Annotated in this window: 15 protein-coding genes and 1 pseudogene; 11 read left to right on the forward strand and 5 right to left on the reverse strand. The window is 72.9% G+C overall.

The genetic code is table 11. The features are described from left to right. Positions 1 to 64 precede the first annotated feature (64 nt). Positions 65 to 3,139, forward strand: coding sequence for an alpha-mannosidase (locus AC1MBW_RS08950; protein ID WP_480024221.1), 3,075 nt, complete (start codon positions 65 to 67; stop codon positions 3,137 to 3,139). Positions 3,140 to 3,456: 317 nt separating this feature from the next. Here AC1MBW_RS08950 and AC1MBW_RS08955 read toward each other — a convergent pair whose 3' ends face one another. Further along, the gene (locus AC1MBW_RS08955; RefSeq protein WP_480024222.1) at positions 3,457 to 4,383 is read right to left on the reverse strand and encodes an ROK family protein; all 927 of its coding nucleotides are present in this window, start codon (positions 4,381 to 4,383) and stop codon (positions 3,457 to 3,459) included. Positions 4,384 to 4,723: 340 nt separating this feature from the next. Between AC1MBW_RS08955 and AC1MBW_RS08960 the strand changes: the two genes are divergently transcribed. From AC1MBW_RS08960 to AC1MBW_RS08995, 8 genes are all read left to right on the forward strand, one after another. Then, positions 4,724 to 5,926, forward strand: coding sequence for an ROK family transcriptional regulator (locus tag AC1MBW_RS08960; protein WP_480024223.1), 1,203 nt, complete (start codon positions 4,724 to 4,726; stop codon positions 5,924 to 5,926). Positions 5,927 to 6,104: 178 nt separating this feature from the next. Next, entirely contained in the window at positions 6,105 to 7,427 is a 1,323-nt protein-coding gene (locus tag AC1MBW_RS08965) for a sugar ABC transporter substrate-binding protein (protein ID WP_480024224.1), read from the forward strand. Positions 7,428 to 7,541: 114 nt separating this feature from the next. Continuing rightward, positions 7,542 to 8,543, forward strand: coding sequence for a carbohydrate ABC transporter permease (locus AC1MBW_RS08970; RefSeq protein WP_480024225.1), 1,002 nt, complete (start codon positions 7,542 to 7,544; stop codon positions 8,541 to 8,543). Then, positions 8,540 to 9,493 carry a carbohydrate ABC transporter permease gene (locus tag AC1MBW_RS08975; protein ID WP_480024226.1) on the forward strand — a complete coding sequence of 318 codons (954 nt, stop codon included), beginning with the start codon at positions 8,540 to 8,542 and terminating at the stop codon, positions 9,491 to 9,493. The genes AC1MBW_RS08970 and AC1MBW_RS08975 overlap by 4 nt, the downstream gene beginning before the upstream one ends. A 4-nt stretch (positions 9,494 to 9,497) precedes the next feature. Continuing rightward, positions 9,498 to 11,219 (forward strand): beta-N-acetylhexosaminidase, encoded by a 1,722-nt coding sequence (locus tag AC1MBW_RS08980; protein WP_480024227.1) that lies wholly within the window; start codon positions 9,498 to 9,500, stop codon positions 11,217 to 11,219. A 22-nt stretch (positions 11,220 to 11,241) separates the two neighbouring features. Then, positions 11,242 to 12,027 carry a glucosamine-6-phosphate deaminase gene (gene nagB, locus AC1MBW_RS08985; protein WP_480024228.1) on the forward strand — a complete coding sequence of 262 codons (786 nt, stop codon included), beginning with the start codon at positions 11,242 to 11,244 and terminating at the stop codon, positions 12,025 to 12,027. Positions 12,028 to 12,080: 53 nt separating this feature from the next. Then, on the forward strand, positions 12,081 to 13,799 hold the full coding sequence (locus AC1MBW_RS08990) for an N-acyl-D-amino-acid deacylase family protein (RefSeq protein WP_480024229.1): 1,719 nt from the start codon (positions 12,081 to 12,083) through the stop codon (positions 13,797 to 13,799). Positions 13,800 to 14,059: 260 nt separating this feature from the next. Then, positions 14,060 to 14,686, forward strand: a complete 627-nt coding sequence (locus tag AC1MBW_RS08995; protein WP_480024230.1) for an NAD(P)-dependent oxidoreductase — start codon at positions 14,060 to 14,062, stop codon at positions 14,684 to 14,686. A 21-nt stretch (positions 14,687 to 14,707) separates the two neighbouring features. On the opposite strand, the gene AC1MBW_RS09000 is transcribed toward AC1MBW_RS08995, so the two are convergent. Beyond that, the gene (locus AC1MBW_RS09000) at positions 14,708 to 15,112 is read right to left on the reverse strand and encodes a RidA family protein (RefSeq protein ID WP_480024231.1); all 405 of its coding nucleotides are present in this window, start codon (positions 15,110 to 15,112) and stop codon (positions 14,708 to 14,710) included. A 138-nt stretch (positions 15,113 to 15,250) separates the two neighbouring features. Between AC1MBW_RS09000 and AC1MBW_RS09005 the strand changes: the two genes are divergently transcribed. Continuing rightward, complete coding sequence (locus tag AC1MBW_RS09005) at positions 15,251 to 16,762, forward strand: alanine racemase (RefSeq protein ID WP_480024232.1); 1,512 nt, start codon at positions 15,251 to 15,253, stop codon at positions 16,760 to 16,762. Here AC1MBW_RS09005 and AC1MBW_RS09010 read toward each other — a convergent pair. Together AC1MBW_RS09010 and AC1MBW_RS09015 are read right to left on the reverse strand one after the other, a co-directional pair. Further along, positions 16,749 to 16,982 (reverse strand): hypothetical protein, encoded by a 234-nt coding sequence (locus tag AC1MBW_RS09010; RefSeq protein WP_480024233.1) that lies wholly within the window; start codon positions 16,980 to 16,982, stop codon positions 16,749 to 16,751. The two genes, AC1MBW_RS09005 and AC1MBW_RS09010, sit on opposite strands and share 14 nt — an antisense overlap. Positions 16,983 to 17,130: 148 nt before the next feature. Next, entirely contained in the window at positions 17,131 to 18,024 is an 894-nt protein-coding gene (locus AC1MBW_RS09015) for a hypothetical protein (RefSeq protein ID WP_480024234.1), read from the reverse strand. 138 nt (positions 18,025 to 18,162) lie between these two features. Here AC1MBW_RS09015 and AC1MBW_RS09020 point away from each other — a divergent pair, with 138 nt between their 5' ends. Further along, on the forward strand, positions 18,163 to 18,417 hold the full coding sequence (locus tag AC1MBW_RS09020; RefSeq protein WP_480024235.1) for a DUF4287 domain-containing protein: 255 nt from the start codon (positions 18,163 to 18,165) through the stop codon (positions 18,415 to 18,417). A gap of 109 nt (positions 18,418 to 18,526) precedes the next feature. On the opposite strand, the pseudogene AC1MBW_RS09025 reads toward AC1MBW_RS09020, so the two are convergent. Next, positions 18,527 to 18,643 (reverse strand): annotated as a pseudogene (locus AC1MBW_RS09025) (DivIVA domain-containing protein); the annotation flags it as partial. Positions 18,644 to 18,648: the final 5 nt, after the last annotated feature.

Genomic DNA, 18,648 nt, shown 5'->3' on the forward strand with positions numbered 1-18,648 from the left:
TCTCGATCCACAGAACGACCCGCCCCACCGCGCGCCTTGGCGCGCCCGTCAGGAGACTGATCCCATGCACGACAACACCTCCCTCGTCGAAGCCCGCATCGACCGCTTCGTCCGCGACCGCATCACGCCGGCGGTCTACCGCCGCGCCGTGCCGCTGACGATCACGGCGTGGGAGGCCCCGGGCGAACCCGTCCCGTTCGCCGAGGCCGTCTCGCAGACGTACGTGCCGTTCGCGGTGGGCTCGCCGTGGAGCCGCCCCTGGGGCACGACGTGGTTCCACGTCACGGGCACGGTGCCCGACGACTTCGGCACCGACCCGGCCACCGCCCTCGAGCTCGTCGTCGACCTCGGCTTCAGCATCCGCCAGCCCGGGTTCCAGGCCGAGGGCCTCGTCTGGCGACCCGACGGCACCATCGTCAAAGCGATCGAGCCGTACAACGGCTACGTGCCGCTGACGGCGATCGGTGCGGGTGTGACCCCGGGCAGCACGATCGACGTCTACGTCGAGGCCGCGTCGAACCCCGACATCGGTGGCGACGACTTCCACGGCGAGACCCCGCTGGGTGACCCCGAGACCTCGGGCGACGCCCCGATCTACGCCCTGCGCAGCATCGTGCTCGCCGAACGTGACGAGGTCGTCGCCGAACTCGACCGCGACGTCTGGACGCTCGTCGGGCTGATGCGCACCCTCGAGCTCACCTCGCCGCGACGGCACGAGATCCTGCGGGCCCTCGACCGGATGTGCGACGTCGTCGACCACGCCGACGTCGCGGGGTCGGCGACGGCCGGTCGCGCCGCGCTCGCCGACGTGCTCGCGGCGCCGGCGAACGCGAGCGCTCACCGGGTCGTCGCGACCGGACACGCGCACATCGACTCGGCCTGGCTCTGGCCCGTCCGCGAGACGCAGCGCAAGGTCGCCCGCACCTTCTCGAACGTCGTCGCGCTGATGGACGACGACCCCGACTTCGTGTTCGCCGCCTCGAGCGCCCAGCAGTACGCCTGGCTGAAAGAGCACTACTCCGAGCTGTTCGAGCGCGTGAAGCAGAAGGTCGCCGAGGGTCGGTTCGTGCCCGTCGGCGGCATGTGGGTCGAGTCGGACACGAACATGCCCGGCGGTGAGGCGCTCGCCCGTCAGTTCGTCGCGGGCAAGGGGTTCTTCCTCCGCGAGTTCGGCGTCGACGCCGACGAGGTCTGGCTGCCCGACTCGTTCGGCTACACGGGGGCGATGCCGCAGATCGCCCGGGCCGCGGGGGCGAGCTCGTTCTTCACCCAGAAGGAGTCCTGGAACGAGACGAACCGCATGCCGCACCACACGTTCCTCTGGGAGGGCATCGACGGCAGTCGGGTCTTCACGCACTTCCCGCCGGTCGACACCTACAACTCCGACCTCTCGCCGGCCGAGCTCGCCCACGCCGAGCGCGGCTACGCCGAGAAGGGGTTCTCGAACGTCTCGATCGTCCCCTTCGGCTGGGGCGACGGTGGCGGCGGCCCGACCCGCGAGATGATGGCGGCCGCGCGACGGGCCGGCGACCTCGAGGGGTCGCCGCGCGTGACCGTCGGCACCCCCGCCTCCTTCTTCGCCCAGGCGCGCGACGAACTCGCCGACCCGGCCGTGTGGTCGGGCGAGATGTACCTCGAGTTCCACCGCGGCACCTACACCTCGCAGGCCCGCACCAAGCAGGGCAACCGACGCAGCGAACACCTGCTGCGCGAGGCCGAGCTCTGGAGCGCCACGGCGACGGCGCGCGGCCTGCTCGACTACCCCTACGACGAGCTCGAGCAGATCTGGCACGTCGTGCTGCTGCAGCAGTTCCACGACATCCTGCCCGGGTCGTCGATCGCCTGGGTGCACCACGAGGCCGAACGGCACTACGCCCGGGTCGCCGAGCAGCTCGAGACGATCATCGGGTCGGCCCAGCGGGCGCTCGCCGGGTCGGGGTCGGCGACGACCACGTTCAACGCCGGGCCGGTCCCGGCCGCCGGGGTCGACGCGTCGGCCGGCTCGGCAGCGGGTCAGGCGCAGGAGGCGGGGGTCGGGTCGGTCACGCCGGTCGCCTCCGACGGTGGCTGGGTGCTCGACAACGGGCTCGTGCGCGCCGCGTTCGACGGGGACGGCCTGGTCGCCTCGCTCGTCGACGCGACGTCGGGGCGCGACCTCGTCGCTCCGGGCTCGCGGCTCGGGCTGCTGCAGCTCTTCCGCGACACCCCCAACCAGTGGGACGCGTGGGACGTCGACCAGGCCTACAAGAACGTCCGCACCGACCTGGTCGAGGCCGAGTCGGTCGTCGCCGACGGCGGGGCGCTCGTGGTGACGCGTCGCGTCGGCGACTCGACGATCGTGCAGCGCTGGTGGCTCGACGACGGCGAGGCCGAACTGCACGTGCAGACCGAGGTCGACTGGCACGAGCGGCAGAAGCTGCTCAAGCTGGCGTTCCCGCTCGACGTGCACGCCGACCGGGCCGCCTCCGAGGTGCAGTTCGGTCACGTGCAGCGCCCGACCCACCAGAACACGTCGTGGGACTTCGCCCGGTTCGAGACCGTCGCGCACCGCTGGGTGCACGTCGCCGAGCCCGGCTTCGGAGTGGCCGTGGCGAACGACGCCACCTACGGCCACGACATCACGCGGAGCACCCGCGACACGGCCGACGGCGGTGACGGCGGCACGACGACGCTCGTGCGGCAGTCGCTGCTGCGGGCGCCGACCTTCCCCGACCCCCACGCCGACCAGGGGCGGCACGTGCTGCGCTCGTCGGTGCGGGTCGCCCCCGACGTGCTCGACGCGGCGACCGCGGGCTACCGCCTCAACCTGCCCGTCCGGCGGGTCGACGGGTCGTCCGGTGCGGCCGTCGCACCGCTCGTCACCTCGTCGTCGCCCGCCGTGCTGGTCGAGGCGGTCAAGTCGGCCGAGGACCGCTCGGGTGATCTGATCGTGCGGCTGTACGAGGCCCGCGGCGCGCGGGCGGCGACCACGATCACGGTCGACGCCGACAGCGGGTTCGGCGACGCGTGGCGAACCGACCTGATCGAGCGCGCGCTCGAGCCGGGCACCGCCGGGGCAGGTCGGTGGGCCGCGGGTTCGGCCGTCGAGCTGACGCTGCGCCCGTTCGAGATCGTGACCCTGCGGGTGGCCCGGGCGTAGCGCCTCCGGCCTCCTGTTCCTGCTTCCCGCCTGCCGACGAGGGCGGTCACCCGGTGGTGGCCGCCCTCGTCCGCATGCCCGCCCGGCCCCGCCCGCCTGCCCGCGTGTGCAAATCGCGACAGCTGCAGCCCGAATGCGGCGATCAACCACCTTCCCCCGGCGTGTCGAGCCCGGCTTGTCGGGTTCGGTACGCGATTGCGGGAGGTGCGGGTCGGGTTCGGACCGCGGGTGCGGGAGGTGCGGGTCGGGTTCGGACCGCGGGTGCGGGAGGTGTGGGTCGGGTTCGGTACGCGGGTGCGGGAGGTGTGGGTCAGGTGTCAGACGGCGGCTGCGGTCGCCGTGGCCGTCCCGCGGGCTCCGACCGTGGCCGCGCCCACGGCCGCCACGGGGAACCCCGGCGGCAGCAGCTCGATGCGCGACGAGAGTTCGAGCGAGGCGAGGAACGGCGACCCCGCCGCCCAGCGGTCGAGCACCCCGGCGACGTCATCGAGCAGGGGGCGACCGAGGTTGCTGAGCCCGCCCCCGATCACGACGGAGTCCACGTCGGTCGTCAGGACGAGGAGGCGCACCGCGGCCGCCACCCCCGCCGCGAGGTCGGCACGCACGCGGACGGCCTCGGGGTCGCCGGCGTCGGCCGCCGCGAACAGCGCGACGGCCGGGTACGCCCCCTCGGTCGGCCAGTGACGTGACACCGCGGCACCGGCCGCGACGGTCTCGAGGCACCCACGCTGCCCGCACGGGCACAGCTCGCCCCCGGGGTCGACGGGGACGTGACCGATCTCGCCCGAGACGCCTCGCGAGCCGCGCCAGAGTTCGCCGTCCACGACGAGGCCCGCGGCGAGGCCGGTGCCGAGGTTGAGGTAGCCGACCGACCCCGACAGCGACATGGCGAGGTACGCGCCCAGAGCGGCCGCGTTGACGTCGTTCTCGACCCGGACCGGCACCCCGAGCCGGGTGCTCAACGTGGAGCCCACCGCGACGTCGTCGAAGCCGATGTTCACCGCGTGCCGCACGCGACCGGTGCTGCCGTCGACCAGGCCGGGGATGCCGACGCCGACCGATTCGAAGGCCCCGACGGCGACCCCGACGCGATCCGCCAACGACGTGACCGCCGTGGCTGCGTTGGCCAACACGGCGTCGGGGCCGAACCCCGTGGGCAGGCGGAGCCGGTGGACGGGGGCGCCGGACCCGTCGACGACGACCGCGTCGATCTTGGTGCCGCCGATGTCGAGGCCGACCCTCACGGCCGCCCCGTCGACCCGACTGCGGAGGGACTCGCCAGCGCACCGCCGAGAGCACCGGGAGGCGCGGAGACGATCACGGTGGCGAGCGTGGACATGTTTGTTAGTAAAGCTTACGAACCAGGTCCGGACAAGGGGGTCGCCGCGTCAGGATCACGATGTTTCGGGTGTTGACCGCCGGTGTTTCGTGTGCGTAAACTCGCCGCCACGCACCTTGACACGTGTTTGTAAGGCCTATTTACTAACGGCACGCCACCACGGCGACGCCACCCGGCACCGCTGCCGACGGGCCCTGCTGACGGGTCCGAGGTCGGCGACGATGCCGAGACGAGAGGACGCGCCCGTGACCATCACGACGATCACCCGGCAGCAGCAACCACCCGTCCGCGCGCACAACCGCTCGCTCGTCCTCGAGGCGCTCTACCGCGACGGCTCCATGAGCCGGGCCGACCTGGCTCGTCGCTCGGGCCTGACGCGCCCCACCGTCTCCGCGCTCGTCGCCGAACTGATCGACGACGGCATCGCCCGCGAGCTCGGCGTCCGCGACGACGCCCGGGTCGGCAAACCGGCGACGCTCGTCGGCATCGAGTCGGACGCCTTCCACATCGTCACGGTCGACCTGTCGAGCGCCGATCGCTTCGTCGGGGCCGTCGTCGACCTGCGGGGCGGGGTCGTCGAGCGCGCCAGCGTCGAGCTCGAGGGGGCCGTCGGCGAGGCCGCCGTGTCCCTGGTCGAACGGCTCGTCGACGACCTCGGCTCGCGCACGACCCGCCCGCTGCTCGGTGTCGGCGTCGCGACCCCCGGCATCGTCGACCACGACGGCGTCGTGCGCACCGCCGTCCACCTCGGCTGGTACGACCTGCCCCTGCGGTCCCGGCTCTCCGACCACGTCGGGTTGCCCGTCCACGTCGGCAACGACTCCAACGCCGCGGCCGTGGGCATCCGCACCTTCGGCGAGACGGCCGGGCAGACCGCGGCCGGGCAGACCGCGGCCGGGCAGAGCGCGGCCGGGCAGACCGCGCCCGGGCAGGGCGTGAACGGGCGAGCCCCGGCCGGGCAGAGCCTCATGGTGGTGACGATCGACCACGGTGTCGGCGTCGGGCTGGTCGTGGCCGGCTCTCTCGTCGAGGGCGACCAGTTCTCGGCCGGTGAGATCGGCCACGTGACGGTCGACGAGAACGGCGACGTGTGCGCGTGCGGTCGACGCGGCTGTCTCGAGGAGGTGCTGGCCGCCCCGCAGCTGAGGGCGCGCCTCCTGCAGCACGACGAGGGGTCGCGGGGGGCGGTGCTGCACGACGCCGGCCGCGCGCTCGGCCTCGTGCTCGCCCCCATCATCAGTGCGCTCAACATCGACGAGGTCGTGCTGTCGGGCCCCGCCGACCTGGTCGAGGGTGCCCTGCTGCGGGCCGCCCGCGACACCGTGCGGCAGCGCACGCTGTCGGCCGTGAGCAACGGCCTCACCATGCGCATCGCGGGCAGCGGGACCGACCTCGCCCTGCGGGGTGCGGCGTCGTTCGTGCTGCAGGCCGAACTGGGGCTGACGTGACCCCGGCGAGCGGCTCGTCGGCGGCCCGGGGCGAACGCCCCACCACAGACCTCGGGGGCCCACCCCCGGAGGCGGCGAGGGCCTCGGCCCGTGCCGCATTCCCGACCCGACGCTTGTGCGAGCGCGGGCCGGGACCACAGCGATGCGGCATCCCCGCTTCGAGAACGAGGAGATGAAATTGCGAATCCAACGCTACACGGCGGTCGGGGCCCTGGGCCTGGCCGCGGCACTCGCCCTGACCGCCTGCTCGAGCTCGGGCACGGGCGGCAGCTCGTCCGACGAGCCCCAGGCCGTGCCCACCACCAAGGGTGACGGCAAGACCCTGACGGTCTGGGTGATGACGGGCGACTACACGCCCGAGACCATCGATGCCATCAACGCCGAGTTCACCGAGCAGACGGGTGCCGACGTCGACGTCCAGATCCAGCAATGGGACGGCATCACCACGAAGATCAGCACGGCGCTCGCCACCAGCACGCCGCCCGACGTGCTCGACCTCGGCAACACGCAGGTCGCCAGCTACGCCGCCAACGGCGCGCTCCTCGACCTGACGCCGTACCGCGACGACCTGAAGCAGGGGCAGACCTGGTTGACCGGTCTCGAGGAGCCCGCGACCGTCGACGACTCGCTCTACGCCGTGCCCGGCTTCGCCGGTGCCCGCGCCGTCATCTACAACAAGACGATGTGGGCCGAGGCCGGCGTCACGGAGGCACCCACCACCTACGACGAGCTCACGGCCGACCTCGACAAGGTGAAGGCCGCCAACACGGAGTCCGACTTCTCGGCCTTCTATCTGCCCGGCCAGTACTGGTACGCGGGCATGCAGTTCGTCTGGGACGCCGGCGGCGAGATCGCCACGTCGAAGGACGGCACCTGGACGGCCGGCCTCGAGAGCGACGAGGCGCAGCAGGGTCTGGCCGACTTCACCGAGTTCCAGAACGCCTACTCGACCCCCGCCTCGCAGACCCTCGACACCGACGCCCCCGACCAGACGCAGGTCTTCGCCGACGGCAAGACCGCGACGATCCTGCACACCAACGGCTCGATCGACCTGATCCAGAAGGCCAACCCGGCCCTGACCGACGACGACTTCGGCACCTTCCCGATGCCGGGCAAGTCGGGCGAGACGCAGCCGGTCATGCTGGGCGGTTCGGACTGGGGCATCGCGGCGAAGAGCCAGAACTCCGACCTGGCGCTGCAGTGGACGAAGATCGCCACGAGTCCCGACATCCAGAACGAGTGGGTCGTCGGCAACGACGGGTGGATCCCCAACAGCGAAGAGGGCATCGAGGCGGCCGGCAGCGTGGTGACGCCGATCCAGAAGGGCTTCTTCGACGCCGCGCTCAACTCGAAGGCCACGCCGGCCAGCGCGAACTGGGCGGCCCTCGAGGGCGACAAGAGCATCAACCAGCTCTTCTCCTCGGTGGTCTCGGGCTCGAAGTCGCCCGAGGCGGCCGCGAAGTCCTTCGACGAGGCCACCGACGAGGCGCTGAACGACTAGCACCGAGCCACCGGCAGCACCTGCTGCCTCCGGGGGCGTCGCGCCACCATCTGATCGCGCGACGCTCCCGCATCCTCGACCCGCACCTCCTGGACTCGACCCGAAAGAGGAACCGTGGCCCTCTCGATCGCCCCCGGTCTCACCGAGACCCCGCCCGGCGCGGCGCCCGACCAGAAGGGCGGCCGGCGCCCGAAGAACGAGCGGAAGGCTCCGGTGCGCCCGGGGAAGAAGCGCCAGCTCGCCCCGCTCTGGCTGCTGTCGCCCGCGGGCATCGTCCTGCTCGCTGTCACGGTCGCGCCCATCGTCTTCCTGGTCTTCACCTCGTTCACCGACTACGACCAGCGCTCGCTCTTCACCGGCGCCTACGACTCGGTCGGCGTGCAGCAGTACGCGACCCTGCTGGCCGACACCGACTTCTGGTGGGCGCTCGTCCGCACCCTGGTCTTCACGGCCGCGATGGTCGGCGGCAGCGTCCTGATCGGCACGGGCGTCTCGCACCTGCTGACCCGGCTCGGCACGCCGATGCGCTACACGGTGACGGTCGTGCTGATCCTCGCCTGGGCGATGCCGAACGTGGCGTCGTCGATCGTCTGGAAGTGGCTGTTCCAGCCCGGCTACGGCGTCGTCAACTGGCTGCTCACCCAGACCGGCCTGGTCGGCGACATGACCGACGTCGACTGGTCGAACGACGCCGCGCTCGCCTACACGAGCATCTGGCTGCTGATCGTGTGGCAGGCCGTGCCGTTCATCGCGCTGACCATGTACGCCGCCGAGACGCAGATCCCGCTCGAGTACAAAGAGGCCGCGCGACTCGACGGCGCGAGCGAGTGGCGGGTCTACCGCACCGTCACCCTGGTCTTCCTGAAGCCGACGCTGCTGCTGATCACGATCCTGTCGATCATCTGGGACTTCAACGTCTTCAACCAGATCTGGCTCGTCTCGGCCGGCGGCCCCGACGACGCCACCTCGACCCTCGGCGTCTTCACCTACGTCACCGCGTTCGTCGGCTTCGACATCGGGCAGGGCGCCGCCATCTCGGTGGTCACCACCCTGCTGCTGGTCGTCCTGACCGCGTTCTACGTCCGCAACCTCGTCCGATCCGGAGAAGACCTGTGACCACGACCGCACCCGCCGGCGTCGGCACCACGACGACCGAGACCGTCGCACGCGACGAGAGGACCGAGGAGGCGCGCTCGGGCCACGGCACCGGCCGCCCGTCCGCCGCCCGCCCGACCCGTCGCCGCCGGAAGCCCCGCTGGGTCAGCAACGCGATCGCGATCGTCTTCAGCCTCGTCTGGCTGTTCCCCGTCTACTGGATGGTGAACACGGCGTTCAAGCCGCGCCCGGAGGTGATGACGGCGACCCCGCTGTTCTGGCCGCAGAACCCGACCCTCGACAACTTCGTCGTCGCGGTCACGCAGTCCGACTTCTTCACGAACCTGCGCAACAGCGTGATCGTCGTGGTCGGGGCCGTCGTCTTCTCGATCGTGCTCGGCCTGTTCGCCTCGGCCGCCCTGTCGCGGTTCCGGTTCCGCGGACGGCGCACGATCATGGTGTTCATCCTGATCGTGCAGATGCTGCCGGCGACGGCCCTGTTGATCCCGCAGTTCCTGATCTTCAACAGCCTCGGGCTGCTCGGCACCTACGGCGGGCTCATCCTGGCGTACGTCGCGTCGACGCTGCCGTTCTCGATCTGGGTGATGCGCGGGTTCTTCCTGGCGATCCCGGTCGAGGTCGAAGAGGCCGCGCAGCTCGACGGCGCGAGCACCTGGCAGGTGCTGACGCGCATCATGTTCCCGCTCGTGCTGCCCGGCATGATCGCGACCAGCATCTTCGCCTTCATCGCGGCGTGGAACGACTACCTCGTGGCCTACACGTTCATGAAGGACCAGTCGATGTACACGCTGCCGGTCTGGCTGGCCTCGTTCAGCACGCCGACCAGCGGCACCGACTTCGGCGGGCAGATGGCGGCCTCCGTGCTGTTCTCGTTGCCGGTCGTCGTCTTCTTCATGATCATCCAACGCAACCTGGTGACCGGCATGTCCGCCGGCGCCGTGAAGGGCTGACCCCGTGACGAACGCACCCTCGACCCCCTCGATCACCGCGCGGACCGGGACCGGGACGCCCGAGACCGCACCGGTCGCGATCGTGCCCCGCCCGGCGAGGCTGACCCGCGCCTCCGGGGCGTTCCGGCTCGACTCGGCGACGCGCGTCTCGGCGCCCGACGAGCTGGCGGGCGTCGTCGCCTGGCTGCAGCAGGCGCTGCGTCCGGCCACCGGGTTGCCGCTGCGGGAGGGCAGCGCCGACGGCACCGGCATCTCGTTCGACCTCGACGCCTCCCTCGGGGCCGAGGCCTACCGGCTGGAGGCGCGACCCGCCGGGGTGCGCATCACCGGTGGCGACGCGGCCGGCGCGTTCCACGGGGCGCAGGTGCTACGCCAGCTGCTGCCCGCGGCCGTGTACCGGACGGCCCTCGTGACCGGCGTCGACTGGGTCGTGCCCGCCGTCGACGTCGAGGACCGGCCACGCTTCGGGTGGCGGGGGACGCACCTCGACGTCGCCCGGCACTTCCTGCCGAAGCACGACGTCCTGCGGTTCGTCGACCTGATGGCGCTGCACCGGCTGAACACGCTGCACTGGCACCTCACCGAGGACCAGGGCTGGCGCATCGAGATCACGAAGTACCCGCGCCTCACCTCGGTCGGTGCCTGGCGGGAGTCGTCGCAGGTGGGGGCCGGGCCGGACGCGACCCAGGACGGTCGGCCGCACGGCGGCTTCTACACGCAGGACGACATCCGCGAGGTCGTCGCCTACGCCGCCGCCCGCCACATCACGGTCGTGCCCGAGGTCGACGTGCCGGGCCACTCGATGGCGGCGATCACGGCGTACCCGCACCTGGGCGTCGGCGCCGTCGAGGTCGGCGGCACGCCCGTGGCGGAGCCGCGACAGATCGCCGTCGGCACCGAGTGGGGCATCTTCGAGGACGTCCTCAACACGGAGCAGTCGACGGTCGACTTCTACACCGACGTGCTCGACGAGGTGATGGAGCTCTTCCCGGGCACGTGGATCGGCATCGGCGGCGACGAATGCCCCAAGGCCCAGTGGCAGGCCGACCCGCGCACACAAGAGCTGATGCGCGAACGCGGCCTCGCCGACGAGGAAGAGCTGCAGGCGTGGTTCATCGGCCGGCTCGACGCGCACCTCACGGCGGCCGGGCGACGCACCTTCGGCTGGGACGAGATCCTCGAGGGCAACGCGACGATGTCGCCCGGCGCGACGGTCGCGTCCTGGCGGGGCATGACCGGAGCCGTCACGGCCGCGCGACGCGGGTACGACGTCGTCGCCTGCCCGGACGACCAGGTCTACCTCGACTACCGGCAGTCCGAGGGGCAGGACGAGCCGATCCCCGTGTCGATCCCGCTGACCCTCGCCGACGTGTACGCGTTCGAACCGGTGCCGGCCGTCCTCGACGAGGCCGAGGCCCGCCACGTGCTCGGCGGTCAGGCCAACATCTGGACCGAGCACATGGACTCGCCCCGCACCGTCGACTTCTTCGCCTTCCCGCGGTTGTGCGCCGTCGCCGAGGCGCTGTGGACGACCGAGCCGCGCGACTTCGACGACTTCTCCACACGCCTCGCCGTGCACCTCGGACGCCTCGACGCGATCGGCGTCGAGTACCGGCACGAGTCGGGGCCGCTACCGTGGCAGCAGCGTCCGGGCGTGCCCGGACGGCCGGCCTCGCGGGAGGAACGCGAGGCGTACATCGCGTCGGTCGTGGCGAACATCAGCTGAGGCCACGGCAGCAAGGAGCCCCATGGAGATCATCATCGTCCGCGACGCCGACGAGGTCGGCCGCGTGGCCGCCCTCAAGATCGCGTCGGTCGTGCAGCGCGACCCCGAGGCCGTGCTGGGCCTCGCGACCGGGTCGTCGCCGACCGGCATCTACGCGTCGCTCGCGGCCCGGGTCGCGGCGGGCGAGCTGGACTTCGGCCGCGCCTCCGGGTTCGCGCTCGACGAGTACGTCGGCATCCCGCTCGAGCACCCCGAGAGCTACGCGTCGGTCATCGAGCGCGACGTCGTCGTGCCGCTGGGCATGGACGCGTCGAAGGTGCGCGTCCCCGACGGTCGAGCGAGCGACATCGAGGCGGCCGTCGTCGACTACGAGCGGGCCATCGCCGACGCGGGCGGCATCGACATCCAGATCCTCGGCATCGGCGCGAACGGGCACATCGGCTTCAACGAGCCCACCTCGTCGTTCGCCTCGCGAACCCGCATCAAGACGCTGGCGCCGCAGACCCGGGCCGACAACGCGCGCTTCTTCGACGATCCGTCGCAGGTGCCCACGCACTGCCTGACCCAGGGGCTCGGCACGATCCTCGACGCGCACGAGGTCGTGCTCGTGGCCCAGGGGTCGGCGAAGGCGTCGGCCGTCGCGGGCATGGTCGAGGGGCCGCTCAGCGCGATGTGCCCGGGCAGCGCGTTGCAGCTCCACCGGCGCGCGACGATCGTCGTCGACGAGGCCGCCGCGGCCGACCTGCAGCTGGCGGACTACTACCGCTACACGTACGCGAACAAGCCCGTGTGGCAGCGCTTCGAGTAGCTCGGTCCCCCTCCCGATGACGGCGGTGCTCTCGTGACGGCGGCGGTGCTCTCGTGACGGTGCTGGTGCTCGCGGGCGGGACGGTCTGGGACGGGTCCGGAGGCGCGGGTCGCGTCGCGGACGTCGTCGTGCGCGACGGCGTGGTCACCGCGGTCGGGGTCGGGGCGGCGGCGTCGGTCACGGACACGGGCGGCACGGGCCGTCTGGGCGAGCGGGCCGGGGCGGCGGCGTCCGTCGGCGGCGGGCACCGCGCCTCCTCGTCCGGGACTCCGGACGGTGTCGAGGTGGTCGACGCGACAGGGCTCGACGTGCTGCCGGGGTTCGTCGACGTTCACGCGCACGACGACGCGGCCCTGTTCCGCCCGGGCGGGGTCGCTCCCAAGACCGGGCAGGGCGTGACGACCACTATCGTGGGCAACTGCGGCCAGGGCGTCGCGCCGTCGCCGTCCGACCCCGACGACCGGTCGCTCGAGGACTACTCCCGGCCGGTGCTGGGCGGGTTCCCGGCACGGCGATGGGGGACGTTCGCCGACTACGTGCGGACGCTGGCCGAGGGCGACGCCGACGGGCGGTTCGGCCTGCACACCGCGACCCTCGTGCCGCACGCACCGCTCCGGGCGGGCGTGCTCGGCTTCGAGCGACGCCCGGCCGACGCCGCCGAGCGGTCGCTCGTCGCGGCGTCGGCGGGCGAGGCGCTCGACGCCGGGGCCCTCGGCGTCTCGCTCGGCCTCATGTACGCACCCGGCGACGCCGCCGACCGGCCCGAGCTGGTGGCGCTGGCCCGGGAGTGCGCCGTCCGGGGCGCGCTGTTGGTCGCGCACGTCCGCAACGAGGCCGACGGGCTCCGCGACTCGATCGACGAGCTGGCCTCGCTCGGACGCGAGACCGGAGCCGCCGTGCACGTCAGCCACCTCAAGGTGACCGGACCGCGGAACGTCGGCGGCATGCCCGCGATCGTCGAGCACCTCGACGCCCTGCGGGACTCCGGGGTCGACGTCAGCGCGGACGTCTACCCCTACGACGCGGGCAGCACGACGGTCGCGTCGCTGTTCCCTCCGGCCACGGCCGACCGCGGGGTCGAGAGTCTGCTCGAGGCGCTCCGGCCCGGCACGCGCTCGCGGCGGCAGGTGCTCGACGGGCTCCTCGAGCCCTGGGCCGGATCGACGCTCGAGAACCAGTACGCCGCGATCGGCCCCGCACGCATCTCGCTGGCGGGGTTCACGCGAGCCGAGCACGCGGGCTTCGAGGGGCGGCCGCTGTCCGACATCGCCGCGTCGGTCGGGGCCGACCCGCGCGAGGTGCTCGCCGACCTCGTCCTCGCCGAGCGGGGCGCCCTCACCGTCATCGTGTTCCACACCGACCTCGAGGGCATGCGGACGGCCCTGGCCTGGCCGCACACCCTGGTCGGCTCGGACGGTCTGCCGCGCGAGACCGGCACCGTGCACCCGCGGCTGTACGGCACGTTCTCGCGCGTGCTCGACGAGTACGCCGGGTCGGGGCCGCGGGCCGTGCTGTCCCGGGGCGAGGCGATCGCGCGGATGTCGACCCTCGCCTCCTCGCGGTTCGGGCTGGGCGGTGGCGGTGGCGGTCGCGGTGGCGGCGGTGCGCGCGTCGGCGGGGCAGGAGGCGCGCTCGGCATCGCCCCCGGGGCCGTCGCCGACCTGCAGCTGGTCGATCCCGGGGCCTACGCCGACCGGGCCACCTACGCGACGCCGCGCCTCGGCCCCTCGGGGCTGGTCGGCCTCTGGGCCGCCGGCCGCCGCCTCCGCTGACCCTTGCCCCCGCCCCTCCGTGCAATTCGCGACAACCGCCGGGCGACACGCCGCCTCGGGGGGAAGATGAGCGGCGTGCCGGCCCGCAGGTGTCGGGATTTGCCCGCATCCGGGGTGCCCGGAGGTCGGGTTCGGCACGCATCCGGGGTGCCTGGAGGTCGGGTTCGGCGCGGGTACGGATTCGGCGGTGGAGCTCTCGGCCTGCTCTCGGCCCGTTCTTGGCCGGGCGGTGTTCGCTTCGAGGAACGACAGGAGGCGCGATGAAGGTTCTGGTGCTGGGTGCGACCGGGGGCACGGGCTCCCACGTGCTGCGGGTCGCCCTGTCGGCGGGGCACGAGGTGACGGTGCTCGTCCGTGACGCGTCCACCCTCGACGTGACCGAGGGCGTCCGGGTGCTCACCGGGGACGCGACCTCGGCCGAGGACGTGCACGCCGCGGTCGCCGGCCAAGACGCCGTGCTCGACGCGATCGGTTCGCGGAACATGCGGCACCCGGTCGAGGTCGAGGTCGGCCGCGCCCTGCTGCCGGCGATGCGCGACGCGGCGGTCGACCGCCTCGTCGTCTGTTCGGCCTTCGGCGTCGGCGACAGTCGGGCCGACGCGAACACCCTGCAGAGGATGTTCTTCCACACCGTGCTCGGCAAGGTCTACGCCGCCAAGGAGGTCGCCGACGCCGAGGTGCGCACGAGCGGCCTCGACTGGACGCTCGTCTACCCGACGCGGCTCACCGACGACCCGGCGACCGGGTCGCTCGCCACGGGGGAGCGGCTGCCCCAGGGGGCGGGCATCCACGTGACCCGGGCCGACGTGGCGCGCTTCATGCTGGCCCAGCTGACCGACTCGACGTGGTCACGGAAGACCGTGGTCGTGACGGGCGCGGCGGGCTGACCCGCGCCTCCTGCGGTGACATCAGCCGAGGACGGCGAGCGCGTCGATCTCGACGAGCATGGCCTCGTTCGGCAGCTCGACGAAGACCGTCGTGCGGGTGGGGAACACGCCGCTCGGGACGTTCTGCAGCAGGTAGGTCTCGTACGCGGCGTTCATCTCGGCGAAGTCGTCGCGCGTGGTGAGGAAGACCCGCAGCGAGACGACGTCCTCGAACGTGCCGCCGGCGCCCTCGACGATCGCCTTGACGTTGTCGAGCGTGCGCACGGTCTGCGACGTCAGGTCGCCGGGGTGCAGGTACTCGCTCGTGGCGGGGTCTTGCGGCCCCTGACCCGAGACGCTGAGGAAGCCGTTCTTGAGCACGCCCTGCGAGAAGGTCGAGATGGGGGTGGGGGCGCCGCCGGTGCGGACTTCGGTCTTCTCGCTCACAGGTCTGCTCTTCTCTGATCGGTGGTCCGTGGACCCGACGTGATGTGTCGCGTGTCGGGGGTGACTGCAAAACTACCGTCAGGCACCGACACACGGCCTGACCGCAGCACCACCCCACCCGCCCCGTCGGAAGGCACCATGACCACGTCACCCTCGACCCCGTCCGGCCCCGCCGTCACGTCGATCACCAAGGTCGGTTTCGGCCGCGGACCCCGGCCCGTCCCGCTGATCGACCTCGCGACCCCGCTGCTCACGATCGACCTCGACGCCCTCGACCACAACGTCGGCACCATGGCGGCCTGGTGCCGCGAGGCCGGGGTCGACCTGGCACCGCACGGCAAGACGACCATGGCTCCCGAGATCTGGCGGCGGCAGCTCGACGCCGGGGCGTGGGGCATCACGCTCGCGACGGCGTTCCAGGTCGCCGTCGCCCGCGAGGCCGGGGTGTCGACCGTCGTCCTGGCCGGCACCGCGTTCGCGCCCGCGACCCTGGCGGCGCTCGCCGCACCCGGCACGGACGTGCTCATGTGGGTCGACTCGGTCGAGACCGTCCGGCTCGTCGACGCCGCCCTGGCGCGGGCCGAGGCCGAGCGTCCGCTCGCCGTGCTGGTCGAGTTCGGGTCCCCGCTCGGTCGGACGGGTGCCCGATCGGTGCGCGAGGCCCTGCTCGTCGCCGAGGCCGTCTCCACCGCGTCGCACCTCGTGCTGGCCGGGGTGGCCGGTTACGAGGGCGCCCTCACGCACGACGTCGACACGGCCGGCATCGCCGTGGTCGACGACTACCTGCGAGGACTCCTCGAGGTGCTCGACGGCATCGGTGCCCCGGCCTTCGACCCGTGGCTGTCGTCCGGTCACGACGTGGTGCTCACCGCCGGCGGCAGCGTGTACTTCGACCGGGTCGTCGCCGTGCTCGGCGACCGGCACGACCCCTCGGGGCTGCAGGGGCCGCGCACACGCGTCGTGCTGCGGTCGGGTTCGTACGTCGCCCACGACCACGACCTCTACCGCCGACTGACGCCGTTCGCCCGTGACACCGGGCCCACGACCGCAAGAGGCGCGGGTGGCGCCGACTCGGACGTCACGGTGGTCGTCGGCGACGGTTCCGCGGGGTCGCAGGCCGATCGCGAGATGGGCGGTCCGACCGACGGCGAGCTGACCGGGTTCGACGGAGCGGCCGAGGGGTTCGGGGCCGAGCGGCCCGCGGGGCCGTCGGCCGAGCCCACCGTCTCGCCCCGGATCGGGCCCGCTGGCGAGGCGTCGACCGAGCCGTCGTTCCTGCCGGCCCTCGAGTTGTGGGCGTCCGTGGTGTCCCGTCCCGAGCCGGGGTTGGCTCTGCTCAACGTCGGGCGGCGTGACACGTCGGACGACGAGGGGTTCCCGATGCCCCTCGAGGCGTGGCGTCCGCAGGCGGCCGACCGGCGCCTCCCGGGGGTGCTCGACGGATCGCACGTGTCGGCGCTCAACGACCAGCACGCCTTCCTGCGGCTCGAGCCGTCCTCGGGGCTGCAGGTCGGCGACCTGGTGAGGCTCGGCGTCTCGCACCCCTGCACCACGATCGACAAGTGGAACGAGATCGCCACGGTGCGGGGCTCGGCCGTCCGCCGGGGTGTGCCGCCCGTGGTCGAGGGCAGCATCGTCACCTGCTTCTGATCGCCGCCACGACCGCGAGGGCCGAACACCCGAACCACACCGAGAGCCCGTGCAGCGCGACGAGCAGGTACGACCACTCGGCCTGCGGGCCGGTCGGCACCCACTCGTCGACGAGGGTCAGGCCCGTGCGGACCACCACCACGCCGGCGACGAGGGCGGCGACGAGAGCGGCCGCGACCGTGAGGACTCGTCGAGGTCTCGACCAGGTACTGCTGCTCATGCATCGAGGTTAAGCCCGAGCCGTTCGACCCCGGGTTCGAGCCCGGTCCGACCCCGACTCGGCCCGTGCCCCGGCCGCTGCCCCTCCCCGTGCCCGTGCCCGGCCGACCGGTCAGCCGAGCAGGTCGACGAGCCGGCCCGTCGGGGGGTCAGCTCCCCGTGCCGGACTCCGCGTCGGGAGAGTCGCTCGGAGTCGGGGCGTCGGCGGGCGGCGTCGGCATCGGCTTCGTCGAGTCGTCACCCTTCGCATCGTCGGGTGCAGCCGCGTCCTCGTGCCGGGGGTCGTGGCCGGGTCCGCCCTTCGGCCCACCTGCGGCCGGGCCGGGCTTCGGCCCACCTGCGGCCGGGCCGGGCTTCGGTCCGCCTGCGGCCGGGCCCCCCTCAGGCGCGTCCGGCAGCGCCTTGCCGCCGGAGCCGTCGCCGGGGGTCGGCAGTGCGTCGCCGTCGGGACCGGTGCCCGGCGTCGGCAGCGCCTTCCCGTCGGGGCCGGTGCCCTCGGCAGGCGTGCTCCCGTCCGAGTCGTCGCCCGCGGCCGGCGGGGTCGGCGCGTCCGTGGGTGCACCGGTGGCGCCGTCGTCCGAGCCTCGTCCGCCGGGCTCCTGTCGTGAGCCGTCGCCCTGGCTCGCCGCGTCGTCCTGGCCCGGCGTCGCGGTCGACGAGGCGCTGGTCGAGCTCCCGGCGTTCGACACGGCGACGGCGGTGCTGGTGCCGACCAGGGCGAGGCCGGCGGCTGCGATGCCGATGCCCACGAGCAGGCGCTTGGTGGGGCGGCGGCTGCTCGTCGTCCCGGCGGTCTCCGCCGCCGACGCGGTCCGGAACGCGCTTCCGTCCGCGGGCAGTTCGCGGGTGCGCTGGTCGTCGGCCACGATCGGCGTGGTCGGGGCCGTGGGCTGCCCGGGCGCCGCGGTGGGCAGCTCGGTGGTGGCGCGGGCGTCCTGGTCCTCGTCCTCGCGGCGCAGCCGTTCGGACCACGCGTCGTCCTGCGAGGGGGTGTTCTCGTCGCGACGGTCGTCGCGGCCGTCGGGGGTGGTGTCCTTCGCCATGGTGTCTCCAGATGTCGGGTGCCGGGCGAGCCGCTGGGCGGCTGGCGGTCGGGGCGTTCCCGCCGGCACACACCACTCTCGGAACCGAATCTGAAGCGGGGCTTAAGTCGCGTGGGGCCCGGCTGCTACCGTCGGCGCATGTCCGATCGACGAGTCCTGGCACCCGAGCCGCCGGCTGAGGGCCAGAAGGTCACGGGCCCGGCGTCGTACTTCCCGAGCATCGAGCGCACCTACGGCTGGCCGATCCAGGAGTGGCTCGACCTGACCACCGAACGCCTCGACGACGACGAGCACGCGCACATGCAGGTGGTGTCGTGGCTGAAGTCCGAGCACGACCTGGGCCACGGTCACGCCAACGCGATCGTCGCGTACGTGCGGCACGCCCGCGGCTGACGCGACAGCGCGGCTGACGCGACGGCGCGACAGCGCGGCTGACGCGACGGCGCGACAGCGCGGCTGACGCGAGAGCCAGACGCGGTCAGCGGCCCCCGGCCGACTCGCGGCGCCTCAGCTCGGCGACGACCTGGTCCAGGAAATCGTCGACCTCGTCCTGGCTGTACCCCTCCCGGAACTTCGTCGGGTGGAATCGCGCGTTCACGACGTCCGTCGCCGACAGCACGCCGA

It is taken from the genome of Frigoribacterium sp. AP1 (genome assembly GCF_056680555.1).

Excerpts from the sequence above, each read along its gene's own strand:
- AC1MBW_RS08950 (WP_480024221.1), top strand. The coding sequence starts at position 65 with ATGCACGACAACACCTCCCTCGTCGAAGCCCGCATCGACCGCTTCGTC.
- nagB (WP_480024228.1), top strand. The coding sequence starts at position 11,242 with ATGGAGATCATCATCGTCCGCGACGCCGACGAGGTCGGCCGCGTGGCC.
- AC1MBW_RS08995 (WP_480024230.1), top strand. The coding sequence starts at position 14,060 with ATGAAGGTTCTGGTGCTGGGTGCGACCGGGGGCACGGGCTCCCACGTG.
- AC1MBW_RS09005 (WP_480024232.1), top strand. The coding sequence starts at position 15,251 with ATGACCACGTCACCCTCGACCCCGTCCGGCCCCGCCGTCACGTCGATC.
- AC1MBW_RS09010 (WP_480024233.1), bottom strand. The coding sequence starts at position 16,982 with ATGAGCAGCAGTACCTGGTCGAGACCTCGACGAGTCCTCACGGTCGCG.
- AC1MBW_RS09015 (WP_480024234.1), bottom strand. The coding sequence starts at position 18,024 with ATGGCGAAGGACACCACCCCCGACGGCCGCGACGACCGTCGCGACGAG.
- AC1MBW_RS09020 (WP_480024235.1), top strand. The coding sequence starts at position 18,163 with ATGTCCGATCGACGAGTCCTGGCACCCGAGCCGCCGGCTGAGGGCCAG.